This window comes from Hymenobacter armeniacus, from assembly GCF_014699055.1.
GTDB classification, from domain to species: domain Bacteria; phylum Bacteroidota; class Bacteroidia; order Cytophagales; family Hymenobacteraceae; genus Hymenobacter; species Hymenobacter armeniacus.
This window is the reverse complement of the sequence record NZ_JACXAC010000001.1, coordinates 411315-433050: the sequence shown is the minus strand read 5'-3', so window position 1 is coordinate 433050 and position 21736 is coordinate 411315. Positions and strand designations below refer to the sequence as shown.

At 62.4% G+C, this 21736-nt stretch carries 17 protein-coding genes and 2 tRNA genes; 8 read left to right on the top strand and 11 right to left on the bottom strand.

What is annotated here, in order from left to right:
- Window positions 1-86: 86 nt before the first annotated feature.
- The gene (locus IC234_RS01895; protein ID WP_190922135.1) at window positions 87-749 is read right to left on the bottom strand and encodes an HAD family hydrolase; all 663 of its coding nucleotides are present in this window, start codon (window positions 747-749) and stop codon (window positions 87-89) included.
- A 167-nt stretch (window positions 750-916) separates the two neighbouring features.
- Between IC234_RS01895 and IC234_RS01890 the strand changes: the two genes are divergently transcribed.
- The 8 genes from IC234_RS01890 to IC234_RS01855 all read left to right on the top strand — a co-directional run bounded on the left by IC234_RS01890 (window position 917) and on the right by IC234_RS01855 (window position 9826).
- Window positions 917-1633 carry a pirin family protein gene (locus IC234_RS01890; RefSeq protein ID WP_190922134.1) on the top strand — a complete coding sequence of 239 codons (717 nt, stop codon included), beginning with the start codon at window positions 917-919 and terminating at the stop codon, window positions 1631-1633.
- Between the two features lie 174 nt (window positions 1634-1807).
- Window positions 1808-2398: a nitroreductase family protein gene (locus tag IC234_RS01885; protein ID WP_190922133.1), complete on the top strand. Its 591-nt coding sequence runs from the start codon at window positions 1808-1810 to the stop codon at window positions 2396-2398.
- 400 nt (window positions 2399-2798) lie between these two features.
- Entirely contained in the window at window positions 2799-3215 is a 417-nt protein-coding gene (locus IC234_RS01880) for a pyridoxamine 5'-phosphate oxidase family protein (RefSeq protein ID WP_190922132.1), read from the top strand.
- 62 nt (window positions 3216-3277) lie between these two features.
- Complete coding sequence (locus IC234_RS01875) at window positions 3278-3961, top strand: SIR2 family NAD-dependent protein deacylase (protein ID WP_190922131.1); 684 nt, start codon at window positions 3278-3280, stop codon at window positions 3959-3961.
- 53 nt (window positions 3962-4014) lie between these two features.
- Window positions 4015-4257: a hypothetical protein gene (locus IC234_RS01870; protein WP_190922130.1), complete on the top strand. Its 243-nt coding sequence runs from the start codon at window positions 4015-4017 to the stop codon at window positions 4255-4257.
- 163 nt (window positions 4258-4420) lie between these two features.
- Window positions 4421-4975 carry a metal-dependent hydrolase gene (locus IC234_RS01865; protein ID WP_190922129.1) on the top strand — a complete coding sequence of 185 codons (555 nt, stop codon included), beginning with the start codon at window positions 4421-4423 and terminating at the stop codon, window positions 4973-4975.
- 66 nt (window positions 4976-5041) lie between these two features.
- Entirely contained in the window at window positions 5042-8767 is a 3726-nt protein-coding gene (locus IC234_RS01860) for a BamA/TamA family outer membrane protein (RefSeq protein WP_190922128.1), read from the top strand.
- 72 nt (window positions 8768-8839) lie between these two features.
- Entirely contained in the window at window positions 8840-9826 is a 987-nt protein-coding gene (locus IC234_RS01855) for a Ppx/GppA phosphatase family protein (protein ID WP_190922127.1), read from the top strand.
- 119 nt (window positions 9827-9945) lie between these two features.
- On the opposite strand, the gene ppk1 is transcribed toward IC234_RS01855, so the two are convergent.
- The 10 genes from ppk1 to IC234_RS01805 form a co-directional block, all read right to left on the bottom strand.
- Window positions 9946-12297 carry a polyphosphate kinase 1 gene (gene ppk1 / locus IC234_RS01850; protein ID WP_223827424.1) on the bottom strand — a complete coding sequence of 784 codons (2352 nt, stop codon included), beginning with the start codon at window positions 12295-12297 and terminating at the stop codon, window positions 9946-9948.
- A 112-nt stretch (window positions 12298-12409) separates the two neighbouring features.
- Window positions 12410-13630: a sensor histidine kinase gene (locus IC234_RS01845; protein WP_190922126.1), complete on the bottom strand. Its 1221-nt coding sequence runs from the start codon at window positions 13628-13630 to the stop codon at window positions 12410-12412.
- Between the two features lie 11 nt (window positions 13631-13641).
- The gene (locus tag IC234_RS01840) at window positions 13642-14088 is read right to left on the bottom strand and encodes a response regulator (RefSeq protein WP_317173311.1); all 447 of its coding nucleotides are present in this window, start codon (window positions 14086-14088) and stop codon (window positions 13642-13644) included.
- A gap of 9 nt (window positions 14089-14097) precedes the next feature.
- The gene (locus IC234_RS01835) at window positions 14098-16404 is read right to left on the bottom strand and encodes an ATP-binding protein (protein ID WP_190922125.1); all 2307 of its coding nucleotides are present in this window, start codon (window positions 16402-16404) and stop codon (window positions 14098-14100) included.
- Entirely contained in the window at window positions 16386-16946 is a 561-nt protein-coding gene (locus IC234_RS01830) for a biliverdin-producing heme oxygenase (RefSeq protein ID WP_190922124.1), read from the bottom strand. The genes IC234_RS01835 and IC234_RS01830 overlap by 19 nt, the downstream gene beginning before the upstream one ends.
- 149 nt (window positions 16947-17095) lie before the next feature.
- Window positions 17096-17479: a RidA family protein gene (locus IC234_RS01825; RefSeq protein ID WP_190922123.1), complete on the bottom strand. Its 384-nt coding sequence runs from the start codon at window positions 17477-17479 to the stop codon at window positions 17096-17098.
- A 77-nt stretch (window positions 17480-17556) separates the two neighbouring features.
- Window positions 17557-19551 (bottom strand): DNA topoisomerase (ATP-hydrolyzing) subunit B, encoded by a 1995-nt coding sequence (gene gyrB / locus IC234_RS01820; RefSeq protein ID WP_190922122.1) that lies wholly within the window; start codon window positions 19549-19551, stop codon window positions 17557-17559.
- Window positions 19552-19778: 227 nt separating this feature from the next.
- Window positions 19779-21107 carry a T9SS type A sorting domain-containing protein gene (locus IC234_RS01815; RefSeq protein ID WP_190922121.1) on the bottom strand — a complete coding sequence of 443 codons (1329 nt, stop codon included), beginning with the start codon at window positions 21105-21107 and terminating at the stop codon, window positions 19779-19781.
- A 434-nt stretch (window positions 21108-21541) separates the two neighbouring features.
- Window positions 21542-21615: transfer RNA gene (locus IC234_RS01810), tRNA-Arg, on the bottom strand.
- Window positions 21616-21636: 21 nt separating this feature from the next.
- Window positions 21637-21710 (bottom strand) — tRNA-Pro (locus IC234_RS01805).
- Between the last annotated feature and the right edge of the window lie 26 nt (window positions 21711-21736).

Here is a 21736-nt window from a genome sequence, read left to right as displayed (position 1 = left end):
CGCCTGATGCCAAAAAGCCCCGCACCACTTCTGGTGCGGGGCTTTTTGCTGCATATGAAAGCGGCCCTTTGGACGTTTGAGCAGAATTAAGCCGGCGTGATGGCTTCGATTTCGGGGGCCGTGAGCTCGTCGAAATGCCGGATGATGCGGTCGGCGTGGTGCAGGTCCTGCCCGGCCGAATGCTCGCTGGCGTAGCCGATGCAGTAGATGCCGGCCGCCTTGGCCGCCGTCACGCCGTTGGCCGAGTCTTCAATGACGATGCACTCGCCGACGGGCGTGTGGGCCAGCTCGGCGGCGCGCAGAAAGATGGCCGGGTCGGGCTTGGAGCGTTCGAAATCTTCGCCGCTGATGCGGTGAGTGAAATAATCGGCCAACCCGAACCGGTCGAACACCCGCGCAATGGTGGCCTTGGAAGCCGAGGAAGCCACCACCAGCTGCACGTCGTGCCGCCGCAGGTCTTCGATGAGGGCGCGCACGCCGGGCAGCAGGTCGAGGTCGGCGTCGTGGTCGAAGGTGGCGTTGAACAGCTCGCGCTTGCGCATGACCATGGTTTCCACAGCGGGCGCCAGCTGGTATTTGTGCTTGAGCAGCTGAAACACGTTGCGGGTCGATTTGCCCAGGAACGTGGCGTACTCGGCATCGGAAACCGGAATGCCCAGCTCGGCAAACAAGGAGAAAAAGGCGTTGTGGTGAATGGGCTCGGTGTCGATGATGACGCCGTCCATGTCGAAGATTACCGTACGAATCATGTGGGCGGAGGCCAAAGATGGTGGCCGGCAAAGGTACCGGCTGGCCTGTGGGCAAGGCCGCCCAACCTAATGGGGAGAGCGTAAACTTTTTTCAGGTAAACAATGTATAAACATTAAATGTATGTACATTTGTCACACCATTCACACCTGACCTTTGCCCCCTTCTTATGGCTCGCACCGTCCTTCACCTCGCCAATACCCGCGGCCACGCTAACCACGGCTGGCTCAATTCTTATCACACCTTCAGTTTCGCCGGCTACAACAACCCCAGCCGCGTGCACTTCGGCGCCCTGCGCGTGCTGAACGACGACACCGTGGCCGGCGGCATGGGCTTCGGCAAGCACCCGCACGACAACATGGAAATCATCTCCATTCCGCTCTCCGGCGATTTGGAGCACCAAGACTCGATGGGCAACAAAACGGTCATCCGCCAGCACGACGTGCAGGTGATGAGCGCCGGCACCGGCGTGGCCCACTCCGAAAAAAACCACAACGCCAACCAGGAAGTGAAATTCCTGCAAATCTGGGTGTTCCCGAACGAGCGCGGCATCAAGCCCAACTACGGCCAGCAGACGTTTGCCCCGGAAGCCCGCCACAACCAGCTGCTGCAGGTGGTGTCGCCGGTGGGCGACGGAGACAATCCCCACATCCACCAAGATGCCTGGTTCCACCTCGGCAATTTGGACCAAGGCTTTAAGGCCGAGTACGCCGTGAAAAAAGCCGGCAACGGCGTGTACGCCTTCGTATTGGAAGGCGATGTGACCATCAACGGCCAGGCCCTGCACCGCCGCGACGGCTTCGGCATCTGGGAAACCGACAAGCTGGAAATCAGCGCCGACAGCAACGCCGAACTGCTGCTGATGGAAGTGCCGATGGAGTTTTAATTGTGCTGGTGGGCACCTCGCCCCGGCCCCCTATCCTCGGGGAGAGGGGGAGGCCCGCCGAATATTTCACCATCTTCTTTGATATAAATCATCCCTTAAACAAGGCAGCCGTGCCACCTCGGCTCCCCCTCTCCCCGGGGAGAGGGGGCCGGGGGGTGAGGCGCCCACCAAACCATGAAACCCGCTCCTACTACTTACCCCGTCCACGAACTCATCCGCAGCCGCTGGAGCCCGCGCTCCTTTGCGGCCCAGCCGGTGGCGCAGGAAACCCTGAATCAGGTTTTTGAAGCCGCTTCCTGGGCCTTCAGCGCCATGAACGCGCAGCCCTGGCAATACATCTACGCCCACAAGGCCGATACCGAAGCCTTCCAGAAAATTTTGGACACGCTGATGCCCGGCAACCAGCCCTGGGCCCAAAACGCCGCCGTGCTCATCATCGCCCTCGCCAAAACGCAGTACGACAACGGCCAGCCCAACGGCGCCGCCCTGCACGACCTGGGCGCCGCCAACGCCACCCTGTTTTTGGAGGCCACCGCCCTGGGCCTGCACGGCCACGTGATGGGCGGATTCGACCGCGAAAAGGTCCGCCGCGACTTCCACCTGCCCGAGGGTCTGGAACCGGCCGTGGTCATTGGCCTGGGCTACCTGGGCGCGGCCGAGCAACTGGAGGAGCCTTTCCTGAGCCGCGAAAAAGCCGCCCGCAGCCGCAAGCCGGTGGCCGAGTTTGCGTTTCAGAATGAGCTGCCGGCGCCTGTGGTGGCTTAAGCAGCTCCATCCGTTGCCGCGCTACGAAAAACGCGCCGCTGCTCCGGTCACGGGAGCGGCGGCGCGTCTTTCGTTCTTCTAAAAATCGGAGTGACTGCGATGCGGACGCCGCCCAATCCTCCGCTTGGTTTCAGGCTTGGCTCCTGCCGCCAACCAATCGACGCAGCTGTCGGCGTTGCGCATTGGTGAGGGCGCACGGTATTTATTCTGCCTATGCAGTGCTTTGAGCACTGGCTGGCGGAAGTATCGCACAGCTTCCGCCTTTTCCACGAGGCAGTGGGTGCTTATGTGGCGACGCTATAGTCGTTAGGATTCAGACAAGTGACTTTCGCTGTGGTAACAACTACTGCTTATCGGGCCGCGTACGCCTCTCTCATCCTTTCTTCCCCCGCCCTGCCCCATGGCCGAAACCACCCTCAAAGCCGTCGCCGCCAAAATGGCGAAGCTCGACATCGCCCTGCTTACCACCCACACCAGCCGCGGCCAACTCAGCACCCGCCCCATGAGCAACAACGGCGACGTGGAATATGACGGCAACTCCTACTACTTCACCTACGAAGGCTCGCGCACGGTTTCGGACATCACGGAGAACCCCCACGTCAGCCTCGGCTTCTCTGGCCCCGATTATTTGTACGTGTCCGTGGTGGGCACCGCCTCCCTCATCCGCCAGCGCACCACCCTCGCCCAGCACTGGCTGCCCGAGCTCCAGCGCTGGTTCAAAGACGGCATTGATACGCCCGGCATCGTGCTCGTCCGCGTGCAGGCCAAGCGCATCAAGTTCTGGCACGGCGAGGAGGATGGCGAAGTGACGCTGTAAAGGTTAATTTTAGCGCTTCGTTCCGATTGGGCACCTCACCTCCTGACCCTCCTACCCCAAACATGAAGCACCTTGTGGTCCTCACCGGTGCCGGCGTCTCGGCCGAGTCCGGCATCCGCACGTTCCGCGACACCAACGGCCTTTGGGAAGAGCACCGCGTCGAGGACGTGGCCTCGCCCGAGGGCTTTGCCCGCAACCCCGCGCTGGTGCTGGAGTTCTACAACCAGCGCCGCGCCCAGGCCCGCACCGTGCAGCCCAACGCCGCCCACCTGGCGCTGGCCGGCTTTGAGGAAGTGCCCGGCTGGCGCGTCAGCATCATCACCCAGAACGTGGACGACCTGCACGAGCGCGCCGGCTCCGGCCAGGTGCTGCACCTGCACGGCATGCTGAACCAAATGCGCTCGGTGGCCAACGACACGGCCGTGTTCGACTGCCCCGGCGACATCCGGCTGGGCGACCTGGCGCCCGACGGCCAGCAGCTGCGGCCGCACATTGTGTGGTTTGGCGAGATGGTGCCGGCCATTGAGGAAGCCGCCGAAATCGTGAGCACGGCCGATGTGCTGCTCGTGGTGGGCACGTCGCTGCAAGTGTATCCGGCGGCCGGCCTGCTGCACTACGCCCCCGCCAGCTGCCCGGTCTTCGTCATCGACCCGCACCAGCCCGAAGCCGGCCGCCGCGGCGTGCGCTACGTGGCCGAGCCCGCCAGCACGGGGGTGCCCCGGGTGCTGCGCGAACTCACCGCCTGAAGCCGGGGCCGGCGTTCACCCGAAGCTCATACCTCTCTTTTTTTCTTCGTTCCATGTACAGAATCGTCACCAAATACACCCTCGTTGGCTTTCGCAGCGAAACCGACCCCGTCAACCACACCCACCACATGGCCCTGAAGCCCGTGCCCGGCGCCCCGCACGATTTCGAAACCGAGCAGGCTGCTTTCGACTGGGCCCTCGGCAACCACGAAGACATGCGCCATCACCGCGAGTTCGTGGTGCTGCCCGTGCACCACATGGTTCTGACCTGGCAGCCCGATGACACGGTGGCCTAAGCATCCGTTCTGGCGAGAGTTCTGGCCAAAGGCCCTCGTCATTGGGGCCATCGTGGCGGTCCTTTGGCTGCTCGAACACGTTGGCCTCATCCGCCGCTGGTAGGGGTTCACACGCGCCTGCTTTGCCCGCCTGGGCGGGGCAAGCGCATTTTCTTTTCTGTTGATGGCATCCGCTTTTGGCCACGCCGCCCTGGGGGCCACCCTCGGCAAGCTCCTGCTTCCCCACCGCCGCCACTGGCCCTACTGGGTGGCCGCCGCCCTGTGCGCCGCCCTGCCCGATGTCGACTCGGTGGGCTACCGCCTCGGCGTGCCCTACGACAGCCTCTGGGGCCACCGCGGCCTTACGCATTCGCTGCTGGCGGCGGCCGTGGTGGCGGCCGTGGGCACGCTGCTGGGGCAGTTGGCACGGCCAGCCCACCGGCCCGCGGCGGGGCGGCTGGCACTGCTTTTGTTTCTGGCCACGGCCTCGCACGGCCTGCTCGATGCCCTGACGACGGGCGGCCTGGGCGTGGCGTTTTTCAGCCCCTGGCATCCGGAGCGTTACTTTTTCCCTTTCCGGCCCATTCGGGTTTCGCCCATCAGCATCCGGGCTTTTCTGGGATTGAAAGGCTTGCGGGTGCTGGCCAGCGAAGCCCGCTGGGTAGGGCTGCCGTGCCTGCTGCTTCTGCTGCTGCAGCGCCTGGCCCGGCCGCGCCGCCTGGCTCCCGCAGAAAACTAGCTGCCCACCAGCAGGCGCGCATACTTTGCCCCGCGTTTTGCGTATTCCGGTGCATACTCATTCTTTATGCGCCAACTATTTCTCTCCGCGCTGGCCGCGCTCGGGCTTGCCACGGGCACGGCTTCTGCCCAAACTGCGCCGCCGGCGCACACCGTTTTCCTGCTGGGAAACACCGCTCAGAAAGACCTGCCGGCCGCCCGCCTCCAGCAATTGCGCCGCGCGCTGGAGCAGCAAACCGGGCCTTTCACGGTGGTTCACCTCGGCGACATCGTGGGCAATACCGGCCTGGTTTCTAAAGGCGACACTGCCCTCGCCCAAGCCGAGCGCACCCGCGCCGACGCCCTCATTGCCCTCGTCAAAGGCCTGCCGCAGGGCAAAATCTACTTTCTGCCCGGCGACAAGGACTGGGCCAACTCCGGCCCCGACGGCCTCAAGGCCGTGCGCCGGCTGGAGAAATACATTGAAAAGCAGCTGCCCGGCCAAAATGCCTTTGTGCCCACCAACGGCTGCCCCGGCCCCGAAGTGGTGGACGTGGCCCCACTCGTGCGCCTGGTGGCCCTCAACACGCCCTGGTTCACGCATCCCTTCGACCGCCCCGAAGCGCCTGACACCGATTGCAAGACGCTGACCAAGGAGGAATTTCGGGAGCAGTTGCAAGACCTCATCGACGGCACCAAGAACAAGAACGTGCTGCTGCTGGGCCACCACCCCGTGGTGACCAACGGCGTGTACGGCGGCCACGAGCCCCTCTCGCGCCACCTCAGCCCGCCCGTGCTGGGCACGGTGTACGCCGCTTATCGCCAGAACGTGGGCTCGCCCCGCGACCTGGCCTACCCTGGCTACCAGGACCTGCGCAAAGAGCTGCTGAACACGCTGCAAAGCAACCCCGGCGTGGTGTACGCCGCCGCCCACGACTACAGCCTGCAGGTCACGCCCTTCCAGGGCAATTACCACATTGTGAGCGGCAGCGTGGTGGAGAGCGAGCACGTGGGCGCCAAGGGGCCGTCGCTCTACAGCAAAAGCGAGGAAGGCTACACCACCCTCGAGTACTTCGCCGATGGCACCGTGAAAACGCACGTCTTTGCCTTCGGCAACGACGACCAGCCGGCCAAAGACGCGTATACCGCTACCCTGTTTCGGTCGGCCTGCGCTGGTGGCGCAGCTTCGCAGGCACCGCAAAACCCTTTTATCACCGACTGCCCCGGCACGGCCAAAACCGTGGCGGAGGCCAAGGCCGACGCTCCCTTTCAGGCCAGCACCACCGTGGTGCCCGGCCCGGAGTACAAGCCCACCGCCAGTCGCAATTTTTTCATTGGCAAAATCTACCGCTCGTCGTGGCTGCAGCCCGTGACGGTGCCCACCCTGGACCTCGGCACCGAGAAAGGCGGCCTGCGCCCCACCGGCAAAGGCGGTGGCCGCCAGACCACCTCGCTCAAGCTCATTGCCGCCGACAGCTCGGAGTACGTTTTCCGGTCCGTCGACAAAGACGTGACCCGCATTCTGCCGCCGGAGCTGCGCAACTCGGTGGCGGCCGATGTGCTGCGCGACATCACCGCCACGGCCAACCCCTACTCCAACCTGCCCATCGGCTACATGCTCGACCAGACGGACATTCTGCACGCCCGGCCCCGCCTGTTCCGCCTGCCCGACAACCAGCAGCTCGGCCCCTACCGCGAGCAGTACGCCGGCCTGCTCGGCACCCTCGAAGACTCGCCCAAAGACCCCAAGCCCAACCTGCCCGGCTTCGGCAATTCGGATGAGGTGACGCGCAGCTTCGGCCTCTTCCGCAAGCTCTACAAAGACCACGACAACCGGGTCGACGCGCCGCAGCTAGCCCGCGCCCGCGCCTTCGACATGCTGGTGGCCGACTTCGGCAAGCACGAAGACAACTGGAAGTGGGCCGGCTACAAGCAGGCCAACGGCGGCGTGCTCTACCGCCCCATTCCGCGCGACCGGGACCAGAGCTTCACCCTCTGGAACGGCCTGCTCACCTACCTCGCCAACCGCGAGTGGGCCGTGCCCAGCATCGAGAATTTTGGCGAGGACTTCGACGACCTCAAGAGCCTCAACTGGCCCGCCCGGCACCTCGACCGCTACCTGCTGCAAAGCCTCAGCCGCGAGCAGTGGCAGGAGGCCGCCACCTACCTGCAGGGCAAGCTGACGCCGGCCGTGATTGACCAGGCCACGGCTAAATTCCCCGCTGAAGTTCAGAGTTTATCCGGCAACGACATCAACCGCAAGTTGAAGCTCCGAATCCAGAAATTGCCGAAGGCCATTGACGAATATTACCTGCTGCTGGCCAAGCGCGTCGACGTGGTGGGCTCGAACAAAGGCGAGGTGTTTCAGGTGAGCCGCCAGCCCGATGGGCAGGTGCGCGTGCAGATGTTTGACCGGGCCGGCGACACCGACAACGCCCAGGGCGCAGCCCTGTTCGACCGCACCTTCAAGCCCGCCGAAACTGAGGAAGTTTGCCTCTACGGCCTGGGCGGCAAAGACGTGTTCACCGTGACCGGCGACGGCGGCCGGCACAGCATTCTGGTGCGCGTGATTGGCGGCGACGGCAAGGACAAGATTGCCGACGACTCCCGCGCCGCCGGCCTGCGCACCCTCACCAAAGTGTACGACGTGCCCGACACCGAACTCAAGCTGGGCTCCGAATCGGACAACCGCACCAGCCCCCGCGTGGGCGTGAATGCCTACGACCGGGAACAGTTTGAGTACAACACCTACCGCCCCAGCATCGGGCTCGGCTACAACCGCAACGACGGCTTCACGGCCAGCGCCGGGGTCACGTTCATCACCCAGGGCTTCCGCAAGCCGGGGTTCAAAAACCAGTATTCCATCCTGGGCGAAGTGAGCACGGGCGGGCAGCGGCAGCTCACGCTCAGCACGCGCCACCGCTACGCCATCGGCAAGATTGACGCGGGGGCCACGGCCAGCTACGGCAATTACTTCCCCTTCTACAACTTCTTTGGGCTGGGCAACAACACGGCGTTTAGCCAGGACCTGTACGACAACAACTTCTACCGCGCCCGCTACCGCGGCGTCACCCTCAACGGTTTCCTGGAGCGCGTGTTTCTGCAGCGCAGTGTGCTGCGGGTGGGCCCCACCTTCGAGTACTACGTCACCGATTTTGCTGCCAACAGCTACCTCGGCGTGCTGAACCAGACGCCGGGCAGCTCCGACATTCGCCCCAACTCCAGCACCCAGCGCCTGCTGGGCGTCAACGCCGTGTTCGACCTCGACCTGCGCGACCGGCAGTCGTTTGCCCGGCGCGGGGTGCGCCTGCGCGCCCAGCACGACACCTACCGCCAGCTGTCTGGCAACGAAACGACCTTCGGCCTCACCCAGGGCTTTGCCGAATACTACGGCACGGCCAAAATCGGCATTCCGGTGACGCTGGTGGTGAAGGGCGGCGGCGCCAAAAACTACGGCCCCGACGCCGACATTCCCTTTTACAAATTCGCTTCGCTTGGCCTGCGCGAGGGCCTGCGCGGCTACTACCGCAACCGCTTCAGCGGCGACGCCAGCCTCTACTACAACACCGAGCTGCGCCTGGCGCTGGGCCAGGTCAAAAACGGCTTCCTGCCGTTTTACTACGGCGTGTTTGGCTTCTACGACCAGGGCAAGGTGTACTACCAGGGCGACTCGTCTGGCGGCCTGCACACGGGCTACGGCGGCGGCGTCTACATCGCGCCGGTGGTCGAAACCCTGGCCTTTGCCATTTCCTACCAGATTTCCGAAGAGGTGAGCCTGCTGCAGTTTGGCCTGGGCTTCCGCATCGACAAGTAGCACCGGCCCTGATTCGGCCAACACCAAGCCCTCCGCGTACCTTTGCCTTTTCGATTAACCTGATTCTCCTGCATGCATTTTCCCCTGCGTAAGCTCGCCGCCATCGACATTGGGTCCAACGCCGTTCGGTGTCAGATTTCGGCGGTGCTGCACTACGAAGGGCGCTATCGCCTCAAGCGCGTCGAGTACGTGCGCTTTCCCATGCGCCTGGGCGAAGACGTCTTCGCCACCGGCCACATTTCAAAGCCCAAGGAAGACCAGTTCGTCAAGTTCCTGCACTCGCTGCGCCTGCTGATGGAAGTGCACGAGGTGGCCCACTACCTGGTGTGCGCCACCTCGGCCATGCGCTCGGCCGCTAATGGCGCCGCCATCGTGGCCCGCGTGCGCGAGGAGCTCGGCATGGAAATCAAAGTCATCGACGGCCAGGACGAGGCCTTCTACATCAACCGCGTCATCGAGCACGTGCTGGAAGACAAGCGCCACTACCTGCACATCGACGTAGGCGGCGGCAGCACCGAGTTCAACATCTACCACGACCGCCGCAAGGTGGCCGCCCAGTCGTTCGAAATCGGCTCCATCCGCCGCATGCAGGAAGAGGAAAGCGGCCAGAACACCGCCGGCCAAGCCGAGCTCTGGGCCCGCATGGAAGAATGGGTGCGCCACAACGCCCGCCAGTACCACGTGACACGCGCCATCGGCACGGGCGGCAACATCAACAAGCTCTACAGCCTTACCTCGGCTGCCCCCAACAAGGCCGTGACGCGCCGCAGCCTCGAAACCACGCTGGCCCGCCTGGCCAATCTGAGCATGGACGAGCGCGTGAACGTGGCCATGCTCAACCCCGACCGCGCCGACGTCATCGTGCCCGCCGGCCACATCTACCTCTCGGCCATGCAGTGGGCCAACGTCAGCAGCATGGTGGTGCCCGACATCGGCCTCAAAGACGGCATGCTCCAGGCCCTCTTTGAAGACTTTTTCGACGAGATGAACCCCGAAGCCGGCCACCCCGCCAAGCTGCCGGTGCCCGACCTGCAGAACATGCCCGCGGAGTTGGAGTAACGCCCTGTCCTGACGGACAGCACGCCCCGAGCTAGTACGTGCTGAAACCGCTTTTTACGATAAAAGCCCCGACGCTGCCTATGCAGCGTCGGGGCTTTTGCGTAATACTCAGCTGACCGTTAGGAGTTCACTGCGCCGGCACTCACGCCCTCTTCGTCGGCGTGGCCCACGGGCGTGGCATCGTCTTCACAGGCCTCGTCGTGCTCGCCTTCGCCAAAGGCATCGTCGGTGCCGGCCTCAAGGGCTTCGGCGGCCAGGGCGGCGGTCTGTTCGGCTTCCCGCTGTGCGGCGGCTACGTCGAGGCGGCGCTGCGCCTGCACTTCGAGCAGGGCCAACATTCCTTCCGGCGTAGCCGTCGACAACAGGGCTTCGTCGCGCTTGAAGAAGTCACGGTGCACGTTCACCACCGGTTCGCCCGGGGCGGGCTGCTGCCGGATGTACGCCCCGTCTTCGCGCATAACGTAGCTGTTTTGGTTGTCCATCATATTCAGCATGAGAATATTGATGGCCTCGCGCTTAAGCTGCGGATTAACAATCAAAAACAGTGCTTCGATGCGGCGGTCGAAGCTGCGCACCATGATGTCGGCCGAGCCGGCGTACACCTTGGCGTCGCCCCCGTTGTGGAAATAAAACAGGCGGGTGTGCTCCAGATACTCGCCCACGATGCTGCGCACTTCGATGTTGTCGCTCAGGCCGGGCCGCCCCGGGCGCAGGCAGCAGATGCCCCGCACCACAAACCGAATGGGCACGCCGGCCTTGGCAGCGCGGTAAAACTCGTCGATGAGTTCTTTGTCCTCGAGCGAGTTCATCTTCATCACGATGCCGCTGGGCAGGCCCTTCTTGGCTTGCTTCACTTCCTCCCGAATGAGGTGAATGAGCTGCTGGCGCATGTCCTTGGGCGCCGTGATGAGGTACTCGTAGTCATCGGGCTGCGAGTGGCCGGTGATGACGTTGAAGAATTCCGACACGTCGTGCCCATAGGTGTCGTTGGTCGTCAGCAGGCTCACGTCGGTGTAGAGGCGGGCGGTCTGCTCGTTGTAGTTGCCCGAGCCGATGTGCACGTAGCGCGTCACCTTCTCCCCTTCCTTGCGGATAATCATGAGGAGCTTGGTGTGCGTCTTGTACTTGCTCACGCCGTAAATCACGAAGCAGCCGGCCTTCTCCAGGCGGGCGCCTTCGCGGATGTTTTTCTCCTCGTCGAAGCGGGCTTTCACCTCAAACAGCACCGACACGTGCTTGCCGTTTTCGGCCGCTTTCAGCAGGGCGGCGCTCACGCGGGAGTCGTCGGCCAGGCGGTAGATGGTTTGCTTGATGCCCAGCACGTGCGGGTCCACGGCCGCCTGCTCCAGCAGGCGCACCATGGGCTCGATGCTGTTGTAGGGGTGGTGCAGCAGCACATCGTGCGTTTTGAGGTACTCGAAGAGGTTTTCTTCGGCGCCTTCGGGCAGGCTGAGGGGCTGCACCGGCGCGGGCATCTTGGCCGTCTTGCCCCGGAAGTTGGGGTGGCGCACTATCTGCCACAGGCCTTTCAGGTCAATCAGCGAATTGATGACGAAGACGTTGCCGTTGTCGATGTTCCACCGCTCGCGCAGCACCTGCATGAGCACCGGCGAGGCATTGGGCTCCACTTCCACGCGCACCACGCGGCCGCGCTTGCGGGTTTTGAGGCCCACCTGAATTTCCTTGATGAAGTCGTTGTCGATGTCGTCCGACTCTTCCAGCGTGAAGTCGCCGTTGCGCGTGATGCGAAACAGGTTGGCCGATACAATCTCGACGTTGCGAAACAGGCGCGGCAGAAATTCGCGCACCACCTCTTCGATGGGCACAAAAATGACTTTGTCTTTGCGGGTGAGCTCGAAGAAGCGCGTCAGGTTCTGCGGAATCTGCACGAAGGTGAGGCGCTCCTGCCCTTTCTCAGCCTCGCCGTCGAGGCCCACCGCAATGCCGTTGCCGATGCGCGTCACTACCCCGAAGATGAGCATCTGGTTCATCATCAGCGGAAAGCCATGGTACGAGTCGTACACCATCGGCGTGAGCAGCGGAAACACGGTGTTTTTGAAGTAGCCGTCGGCCTTCTTCACTTCCAGCTCCGTGAGGTCGGCCATCTTGAGGATGTTGAAGCCGTGCTTTTCGAAGTTGGGTTTGAGCTCGTTGAGGTAGGTCAGGCTCTGGTCGTTCACGAAGCGGTGCGCGAAATCCAGCAGCTTGCGCCGAAACGGCAGTTCCCGCAGGCCCGAGTAATCGATGCGCTCCTTGCCGTAGTCGAGGTAGTTGTAGAGCGAGCCCACGCGAATCATGAAGAATTCGTCGAGGTTCGAGCTGGTGATGGCCAAGAACTTGAGCTTGTCAAACAGGCCGCGGCTGGCGTCCTGCACCTGGTCGAGCACGCGGTAGTTGAAGCGCAGCCAGCTGAGGTCGCGGCTGATGTACTTGCTTTTGCGGATAAGGTCGGCGGACTTAAATAGTTTCATGGACCACGGAATGAACAGATGTTAACGGCTTAAACGGAGTTTTAGGCTTCCGCGCCACCGCCAGCAGGCAAATTAACGCCAGGCAATGCATCAACTCCGCACGAACTGGGCGTTAACCGGCAGCCGGACCCAAATAAAGCCGAAACCGCGTGCCCTCGCCCAGCGTGCTCGCTACCTCGATGTGGCCGCCCTGCGCCTGCACCAGCCGGTTGACCAGGAACAGGCCCACCCCCGTGCCGGCCGACGCCTGCGGGTGAAAGCGCCGGAACAACTGAAATAGCTCTGCCCCGTGCCGCTCCATGTCGATGCCCAAGCCGTTGTCGCGCACGTCCAGCACCGGTTGGCCGGCTTCGTAGCCGGTGCGCACCTCCACCTGCGCCGGGCGCTCGGGATGCCGGTATTTTAAGGCGTTGCTTAGCAGGTTGAGCAAGATGGTGCGCAGGCTGCTCCGCTCAAACTGCATGGCCGGCAGCGCATCAAAATCGGTGCGGACAACGCCCTGCGCCGCCGTCAATTGGGGTTGAAGCAGCGTGAGCACCTCGTTGGCAAGGTCGGCCAGCACCACCTTTTCGGCGGGCTGGCCGCCCGTGAGGCGTTCGGCCTGCACCACGGCCGAGAGGTCGTGAATGGTTTTGCTCAGTTCCTGCAGCGAGGCATCGACCAGCCGCAGCACGGTGGCCGCTTCCGCGTCGCGGAACGTGGCCGACCCGCGCAATTCTTCAAACAGGCCCCGCAGGTTGTCGACGGGCTGCTTGAGGTCGTGCGAGGCCGCGTACACGAAGTTGTCCAAATCGAGGTTGGCGCGGGCCAAGTCGGTGTTGGCGGCCGTGAGCTGCGCGTTTTTGAGGGTGATTTCGTGGCGCGTTTCCGTCAGGGCATCCAGCGAGTCGCGCAGCTGTTGGTTCACGGCGTGCAGCTCCTCGTGGTAGCGGGCCACGTACTGCCGCCATTCGTTTTTCTCGATGGCGTGCAGCACCGTTTTGGCCAGCAGCTCCTGGTCGAACTGCCGCTTCACCAGATAATCGAGGGCCCCGCCGTTGAGGGCGCGCACGGCCAATTCCTCGCTGCCGCCGCCGGTCACCATCACCACGCACAGGCTTTCGGGCGGCGTCAGGGCTTTCAAGTCGGCCAGAATGTCGAGGCCATCGGCATCGGGCAGGTTGTAGTCGAGCAACACGCAGTCGGGCCGGTAGGCCAAAAACCGCGTCCGGGCTTCTTCGCTCGTGGAGGCCTCCTCAAAACTGATGCTTTCGAACCCCAGGTGCCGGCCCAGAAATCGCCGGTACAGGGCGCGGTCTTGCTCGTTGTCGTCAACGAGTAAAATCTTTTTCATGCCCGTCGTTCCTACAATGCCTTCGGCAGCTCTGCGGTTTCCAGCCAGTACTGAATGGCGTGCCGGACCTTTTCTTCCAGCGCGGCGTACTCAATGGGCTTGGTCAGGTAGCTGTTGGCCCCCATTTGGTAGCAGTCCGAAATGTCGCCGGCGCTGGTGGAGGTGCTGAACACGATGACCGGAATGGACAGCAGCTTGGGGTCGCGCTTCATGATTTCGAGCACGGCGCGTCCGTCGGTGCCGGGCATGTTCAGGTCGAGCAGCACGAAGGCGGGCAGGGTTTGGGGCCAGCCCGATGCCTTGCCGTAGCCCTGCAGGTATTCCAGGGCTTGGTCGCCGTCTTCGCAGCGCAGCACCGGGTTTTGCAGCGCGTGTTTCCGAAACACCCGGCTCAGGGCCATGAAGTCTTCGGCGCTGTCTTCCACAACGAGGATGGGTTTGAGAGGCGATAAAAGCACGAGTACCGGCTATTTAGGTATGGTAAAGTAAAAAGTGGCCCCTTGGCCGGGTTGCGAATCAACCCAGAGGGCGCCGCCGTGTTTTTCAACCATCTTTTTGGCAATGGCCAGGCCAGCACCGGTACCCCCGCCGTATTTTTCGGGCGTGTGCAGGCGCTTAAACAGTTTGAAAATATTGGTCTGGTGGCGCGGGTCGATGCCGATGCCGTTGTCTTGTACGTAAAACACGTAAAACTTGCCACGGTTTATGTCCGGAAAAGTGTCAACGGCGGCCTCCCCCATCCGAATGACCTTTTCCGGCAGGTCGTTGTACTTCATGGCGTTCGAAAACAGGTTGCTAATCACCTCCTGCAGCCGAATCCGGTCGCCCAAAACGGTGGGCAGCCGGTCGCGCACCACCAGCTGGGTGTGCGTTTCCTCAAAGCGCAGCTGCAGCAGGTCGCGCACTTCGTCCAGCACCTCGTTGAGGTCGACGCTTTCCAGTTCCAGCTCGGCGCGGCCCACGCGCGAAAGTTGCAGCAACGACTCAATCAGGGACTCCATGCGCTGGCTCAGGCGCACCAGGGTGCGAAGGCGGTGCACGCCCTCTTCGTCGAGCTGGTCGGCGTAGTCCTCAAGCAGAAACAGCGAATAGTTGTGAATGCCGCGCAAGGGCTCTTTCAGGTCGTGCGAGGCCACGTACGCAAACGAGTCGAGGTCGTCGTTGCTGCGGGCCAGCTCGGCGTTGAGGCGGGTGAGGCTTCGGGCCCGGTCCTGCAACTCGTTAAACACTTTGAGGCGAATATCAGAAATGCGCAGGCGGATTTCCTTGGCGGCTTCCAGCTCCATGGGGCGCCACGGGGCCGAAGTGTTTTCCACCAGCTGCTTCCAGGCCTCAAAGGACTGGCGGGGCGAGAGGAAAATCTGGCCGTCGGCCAGGGTCTGCGGCTTTTCGTTCTGGCCGGCCCAGGTCACGGTCCGCACCTGCTCGGGCCGAAACCACAGCAGGTAGTTGCCGGGCGCATCGGCCAGCGAAGCGGCAATGATGCCGCTGGCCGTGGACCGAATCTCCAGCCCCGCCGGGTTGAGGGCGGCGTAGGAAGTCGTCGAAAACACGTCTTCCGCCGCGTGCGCCTGCAGCCAGCCCAGCAGTTCCCGAATTTGGTCAGGCGTGGGCGTAGCGCCCAAGGTGGTGATTTCGTCGTTGAAGCACACCGCGGCCCCGCCGCAGTCAAACACGTCCTGCAGCGTGGGAAAATGCTGGCACAGGCCGTCCACAAAATGGGTTTGGCCCGACACCGTGACGTGTTCAAACAGTTCGCTCTGCCGCTCAGTGATGCGCAACTGGTACTCGGTGTCATCGAGCTGCTCTTTGCTGCTGAGCAGGGCCGAAAACGTTTTGCCGATGAACTGGCACAGGTCGCGCAGCTCGTAGCTTATCAGCCGGGGGCTGAGGTGGTGGCAGGTCACCATGCCCCAGAGCTTGCCGTTCTGAATGAGCGAAATGGTCATGGTGGCCGCCGAGCCCATGTTGCGCAGGTATTCCAGGTGGATGGGCGACACGCTGCGCAGCACGGCGTACGTCATGTCGGGCGGGCGGCCCGTCACGGGGTTGCGCACCGGCACCAGCGGCACGGGCGCATACCCGGCGTCGGGAATGAAGCGCAGCCAGTTTTTGAGGTACATGGCCCGGGCCTGCTGCGGAATGTCGGAGGCGGGGTAATGAACGCCCAGCCAGGGGGCGAGGTCGTCGCGCTTGGCTTCGGCAACGACTTCGCCGCTCTCGTCGGCCGCAAAGCGGTAGATGGCCACCCGGTCGAAGCCCGTGATGGCGCGCACTTGGTCCACGGTGTGCTGGCAAAACTCCAGCACCGTGCTCGCGGCCAGCATCTGGCCCATGGCCGCGTTCAGAAAGGGCAAGTCGGGCGGCGAGGCCTCGGGCTGGTCCACGGGCTCAAACTCCAGCCACAGCACCCCGTCGTAGCGGTGCAGGATGATTTTGAAGTAGGGCCGCCCGGCCACGGGGTCGAGCCGGACGCCCAGCAGCTGGGGCGCGGCGCCAAGCGTGTCGAACAACGCTTCCACTTTGGCCTGCTGGTCGGGGGCCAGCACCTGGGAAAGGTCGGCCCCAATCAAGCTTTCGGCCGACTGGCCGAGGTAGGTTGCGGTGTTGGCGCTGGCCTGCACGATGCGCCGGGTGTACTCGTCGAGGCACAGCAGGCAGCCGTAGGGCTGAATGGCGCCGGGAATGTGAATCGGCTCCCGGTCGCAGTTGGTCAGGGTAATGGGCGTGCCGAGCAGGCGCTCGTCGGCGTAGCTCACGGTTGGTTTATCCACGCAGCAAGGTGTTGAAAAGTAAGCGCGGCCGAGGCCACAATGTCATCGGCCGTGGCCGGCGTAGCGGCCTCGGTCAATAGCTGGCCAAACGTCTTCCACAGGCGTCCGGTTCGCTCGCCATAGCCCGAAAAATACCGCCGCTGCGGGATGCCCGCCCGTTCCAGTTGCCGGGTAATCACCTGCCCGCCCAGCGTCGAGCCTTCCATCACGTAGAGGGCCCCCAGCAGTTGGGGCACGGTGCGCAGCGGCGGCATGGCCGGGCACAGCGGCAGGCCGGGGTCGGCGGCCGGCCGGCCCAAATCTTCCAGAATTAATTGGGCACGGTAGCGCTGTGGCAGTTCCCAGGCGGGTCCCAATTCCGCGGCGTGCGCTCGCAGGGCAGCTTCGTAGGGCTGTAAAAACCCATACATCCGCTCCAGAAACTGCGCCGTACCGGTGGGCGTGGGGGCGCCCGCCCGCAGGGCTTCGTTGAAAGCCCCCGCTTCCAGCGCGTCGTGGTACGGGCGGGTTTCGGCGCGCAGGCGGGCAAGAATGGTGGGCACGACCGGGTTTTCGGGAGTGCTTGGCACTGTGGACATCAATAGCGGACTAGCGTAAAGCAATTGGGAATATATCGTCACCAAAATTAGGCACGAGCTTGTTGCCGCCCTTTCCCGGGCGGGCCACAACTGGCCAGGGGCCGCGCCGAGTCTTACTCCGCCACGATGGCCGTTGCCTCAATCTCCACCAACAACTCTTGCCTAATCAGGGCTTTCACTTCGAGCATGGAGGACGCCGGACGAATCTCGCCAAACACTTCGCCGTGGGCCCGGCCCGCGGCTTCCCACTGCGAGATGTCGGTCAGGTAGATGCGGGTACGCACCACGTCGGCAAAAGAGGCGCCGGCAGCCGCCAGCGCTTCGCCAATTTTTTCCAGCGCGCGCTTGGTTTGCGCATACACGTCGGGCCCGCCCGTAACCGCGTCGCCGTCCTGCGCAGTGGTGCCGGCCACTTCCACCACGTTGCCCACGCGCACGGCGCGGGAGTAGCCCACCAGTGGTTCCCAAGGAGCCCCCGAAGAAATGAGTTGTCGCATGGTTGTAACTGGTTGTAACGAGTTGCTATTAAACAAGAAAGGCCCGCTTTGCAGCGGGCCTCTCCATTTAAGCTAGGCTACACGTCCAGCTTGGCGTATTTGGCGTTGCGTTCGATGAAGTCGCGCCGCGGGGCCACTTCGTCGCCCATCAGCATCGAGAACAGGTGGTCGGCCTCCGCAGCCGATTCTACCGTTACCTGCTTCAGGGTGCGGGTCATGGGCTGCATGGTGGTGGTCCAGAGCTGCTCGGCGTTCATTTCACCCAGGCCTTTGTAGCGCTGCACGTTCACCGTTTCGGGCTTGCCGCGGCCGAGGTCCTCCTGCGCTTGGCTGCGCTCCTCTTCGGTCCAGCAGTAGCGCTCCTCCTTGCCGCGCTTCACGAGGTAGAGCGGCGGCAGGGCGATGTAGATGTAGCCGCGGTCCACCAGCTCGCGCATGTAGCGGAAGAAGAAGGTCAGAATCAGCGTGCGGATGTGCGAGCCGTCGATGTCGGCGTCGGTCATGATGATGACCTTGTGGTAGCGCAGCTTGTCGAAGTTCAGCGGGCCGGTTTCGTTGCCGGCGTCGTCGGTGCCGAACGCCAGCGACTTCCGCTCGTTGAAGCTCACACCCAGCGCAGTAATCATGTTCTTGATTTCCTCGTTTTCCAGAATGCGGTGCTCCTGCGCTTTCTCCACGTTCAGGATTTTGCCGCGCAGCGGCAGAATGGCCTGGAACGCGCGGTTGCGGCCCTGTTTGGCGGTGCCACCGGCCGAGTCACCTTCTACCAAGTACAGCTCGCAGATTTCGGGGTCCGACTCCGAGCAGTCGGCCAGTTTGCCTGGCAGGCTGTTTGAGGAGAGCACGCCCTTGCGCTGCACCATGTCCTTGGCCTTGCGGGCGGCAATGCGGGCCTTGGCGGCCAGAATCACCTTCTCCATGATTTTGTTGGCCTGGTTGGGGTTCTCGTCCAGGTACTGCGTCAGGATTTCGCCCACCACCGAGTTCACGGCGCCGCTCACTTCGGAGTTGCCGAGCTTGGTTTTGGTCTGGCCTTCAAACTGCGGCTCGGCCACTTTCACCGAAATCACGGCCGTGAGGCCCTCGCGGAAGTCGTCGCCGGTGATTTCCACCTTGGCTTTCTCAAACAGCTTGTTTTTGTCGCCGTAGTTTTTCAGCACCCGCGTCACCGCCGAGCGGAAACCGCCCACGTGCGTGCCCCCTTCGATGGTGTTGATGTTGTTGACGTAGGAATAGACGTTTTCCTGGTACGAGGTGTTGTACTGCAGGGCCACTTCCACGGGCGTGCCGCCCTTTTCGCTCTCCACGTAAATGGGTTCGGCGAGCAGCGACGGCCGTTGTTCACCGTCGAGGTACTGCACGAAGTCGCGCAGACCGCCGGTCGAGTAAAACTCTTCGTAGCGGAACTCGCCGCCCTCCACTTTCTCGCGGCGGTCGGTGAGCGTGATGCGGATGCCCTTGTTCAGGTACGACAAGTCGCGCAGGCGCGAGGCGATGGTGTCGTAGCGGTACTCGGTTTCGGAGAAGATGGTCGGGTCGGGCAGGAACTGGACTTCGGTACCGTGCTCGTCGGTGTCGCCAATCTGCTTCACGTCGTACTGTGGGAAGCCAATCTTGTATTCCTGCTGATACACGTGGCCTTTGGAGCGAACGGTCACTTTCAAATCCGTGCTGAGCGCGTTCACGCAGCTCACGCCCACGCCGTGCAGGCCCCCCGACACTTTGTAGGAGCCTTTGTCGAACTTGCCGCCGGCGTGCAGCACGGTGAGCACCACCTCCAGGGCCGACTTGCCTTCCTTGGCGTGGTAGCCCACCGGAATGCCGCGGCCGTTGTCGCGCACGGTGATGGAGTTGTTCTCGTTGATGGTGACGTTAATCAGGTCGCAGTGCCCGGCGAGGGCTTCGTCAATGGAGTTGTCGACCACCTCCCACACCAAGTGGTGCAGGCCCTTCAGGCCGGTGTCGCCGATGTACATGCTGGGCCGCTTGCGCACGGCCTCCAAACCTTCTAGTACTTGAATGCTGTCAGCCGTGTATTCCGGCTGAACGATTTTTTCGGTTGTTTCGCTCATGAGGGCGGGGTTAAATCAGGTCGTAAAACCGTCCAACGGGCGGCTAGGTACTGAACACTCAAAAGTACATATTTAATCCCATTTTCAGGAATTTTCGCGGTTTTACTCCCCGGATTTTTTCATTTTCGAGCGGCCAAAACTGCGCCGTCAACCGCCTTGTCTTCAGGCACAAAAAAAGGCCTCTCCCGGTGCGGAAGAGGCCTTTTGACAAGAGCAAGAACCGGCCCTTAGTTGATAACCACTTTCTGCGTGGCAATGCCAGCGTCGGTGCGGAACTGCAACGTGTACACGCCAGCTTTTTCGTTGCTCAGGTCAACGGTGAAAGCCTTCGAGCCCACCGCGGTAGAATTCACGGTTTGCGACTTCACTTGGCGACCCATGGCGTCCACCACGGTCAGCTGAGCGCTGCCCTTCAGCGTCGAGCCCAGGTCCACGCTGAACACACCGGTGTTGCTGGGGTTAGGATACACCGTCAGGGCGTTTTGCAGGGCGGCGTCGCGGGTGGCCGTAGTCGTACGAGAGAACTTGTATACACCTCCCATGCCGTTGGCATCGGTGAGTAGCCCACCGTAGCCCACCGTCGTGTTAGGGGTGGTGCCAGGAATTAAGTCAAGAGTGAAAAAATAACCCGTGCGCCGCCCAGCCGAAACCGTCATGTTGGTCCAGTTGATGCCGTCGGAGCTGTAAGAAGAGCCAAAATCCTCTGGTGCTTGCGGCGTAGCCTGCGGGAAGCGCGGGCCTACGCTGTAATACACGCCATTCACTCCATCGATGTCGTTTAGGAAGAAGCTGCCGGTGGCAGTATTGACAGGAGTAAAGGTAGACCAGGTGTTACCGCCGTCGGTGGTTTTGATGTAGTTCACACCGGTGCGTTGGGTACCGTTCGATACCGTGTTGAAGGCGATGCCGTTGAAGTCGTCCTTGAAAGCAATTTTAGACATGCTTTCGAGGAGCGGCGTCAGGCCACTGGCCGTCCAGGTAGCGCCTTTATCAATCGATTTGAACACCCGCTGTGGAGTTTGCGAACCCAGAGTAGCGCCGGTGAACCAGATGGTGTTGCCACGCGTGAAAAAGGAGTTCACCAGCGCGGCTTCGCCCGAGTTAGGGAGCGGAACGGGCGAGGTGGCTTGCGAGTTACGCACCCAGGTCAGTCCCCCGTCGGTGGTGCGCAGAATTTCGTAATAGCCGTTCGTCGGGTCGCCCACGGCCACGCCGTCGGTGGCATTGAACATGTGCACAAAATCGAGGAAGCCCCCTTGGCCTGCCACGAACTGCGAAGTGGTGCTGACCTTGGTCCAGCTCAGGCCACGGTTGGTCGTGCGCAGGATTTCGCCCCCGCCCGACTGCCCCCCGAAGGTGCCGGCAATTGCCGTGAGGGAGTTTATGCCCGAAATGTTGGCGAGTTCGAAGTTTTGGGCGGCGGGAGCCGGTGCCACCACCGAACCGAATTCAAACTCGGTCCCGGCCGTGTTGTTGGTTGCCAAGTAGTACTTCGCAGCGCTGCCCGACACATCCTCCGATGCCGTTGCCCAAGCAACGGTAGAAGAGAGGGTCATGACTTTATCAATTTGGAAGCCCGGTGCAAACGTACTGAAGTTGGTGGTGTTCACCTCTGTCCATTGAGCATGGGCATTGACTGCCAAGCTCAGCAGACCTAGGGAAAGTAAGATTCTTTTCATGGTTATAAGGTTGATTAAGGGGTGGCGAAAAAAGAGAGGAAATACAAGTGACCGGTAAAAACGGCAGTCAAGCAGGTGGGGTTGGCCGCAATTGGTGGCCAAGATAAGGATTGTGGGCCATTTTGTTACCGCAAAACGTGCCGAAGCCCACAGGCAAGTCAGTCGGCGGCCGTAAACGCGGCGCGATTTGCCGCGATGCGGACGGAATAGACTGAGGCTGCCACGCGGACCACGTACAAAAATCGCTTGTAGCACCATATGAATGCCGTGAATCAAAAAAGCCCCTCACGTTGCGGTGAGAGGCTTTTGAGTGGCCCCGTTTGGATTCGAACCAAAGACCGACTACTTAGAAGGTAGTTGCTCTATCCAGCTGAGCTACGGGGTCGAAAACGGGGCGGGAAAAATGTCGGGGTGGCAGGATTCGAACCTACGACCTCCTGCTCCCAAAGCAGGCGCGATACCGGGCTACGCTACACCCCGAAAAAAAATAATGTTGAGTTTAGAAA

Bases quoted from the DNA above. Each gene is read 5' to 3' on its own strand.
- IC234_RS01870 (WP_190922130.1), top strand. From the start codon at position 4,015: ATGTACAGAATCGTCACCAAATACACCCTCGTTGGCTTTCGCAGCGAA.
- IC234_RS01845 (WP_190922126.1), bottom strand. From the start codon at position 13,630: ATGAAAAAGATTTTACTCGTTGACGACAACGAGCAAGACCGCGCCCTG.
- IC234_RS01860 (WP_190922128.1), top strand. From the start codon at position 5,042: ATGCGCCAACTATTTCTCTCCGCGCTGGCCGCGCTCGGGCTTGCCACG.
- IC234_RS01875 (WP_190922131.1), top strand. From the start codon at position 3,278: ATGAAGCACCTTGTGGTCCTCACCGGTGCCGGCGTCTCGGCCGAGTCC.
- IC234_RS01865 (WP_190922129.1), top strand. From the start codon at position 4,421: ATGGCATCCGCTTTTGGCCACGCCGCCCTGGGGGCCACCCTCGGCAAG.
- IC234_RS01815 (WP_190922121.1), bottom strand. From the start codon at position 21,107: ATGACCCTCTCTTCTACCGTTGCTTGGGCAACGGCATCGGAGGATGTG.
- IC234_RS01855 (WP_190922127.1), top strand. From the start codon at position 8,840: ATGCATTTTCCCCTGCGTAAGCTCGCCGCCATCGACATTGGGTCCAAC.
- IC234_RS01885 (WP_190922133.1), top strand. From the start codon at position 1,808: ATGAAACCCGCTCCTACTACTTACCCCGTCCACGAACTCATCCGCAGC.
- IC234_RS01825 (WP_190922123.1), bottom strand. From the start codon at position 17,479: ATGCGACAACTCATTTCTTCGGGGGCTCCTTGGGAACCACTGGTGGGC.
- ppk1 (WP_223827424.1), bottom strand. From the start codon at position 12,297: ATGAAACTATTTAAGTCCGCCGACCTTATCCGCAAAAGCAAGTACATC.
- IC234_RS01890 (WP_190922134.1), top strand. From the start codon at position 917: ATGGCTCGCACCGTCCTTCACCTCGCCAATACCCGCGGCCACGCTAAC.
- gyrB (WP_190922122.1), bottom strand. From the start codon at position 19,551: ATGAGCGAAACAACCGAAAAAATCGTTCAGCCGGAATACACGGCTGAC.
- IC234_RS01880 (WP_190922132.1), top strand. From the start codon at position 2,799: ATGGCCGAAACCACCCTCAAAGCCGTCGCCGCCAAAATGGCGAAGCTC.
- IC234_RS01895 (WP_190922135.1), bottom strand. From the start codon at position 749: ATGATTCGTACGGTAATCTTCGACATGGACGGCGTCATCATCGACACC.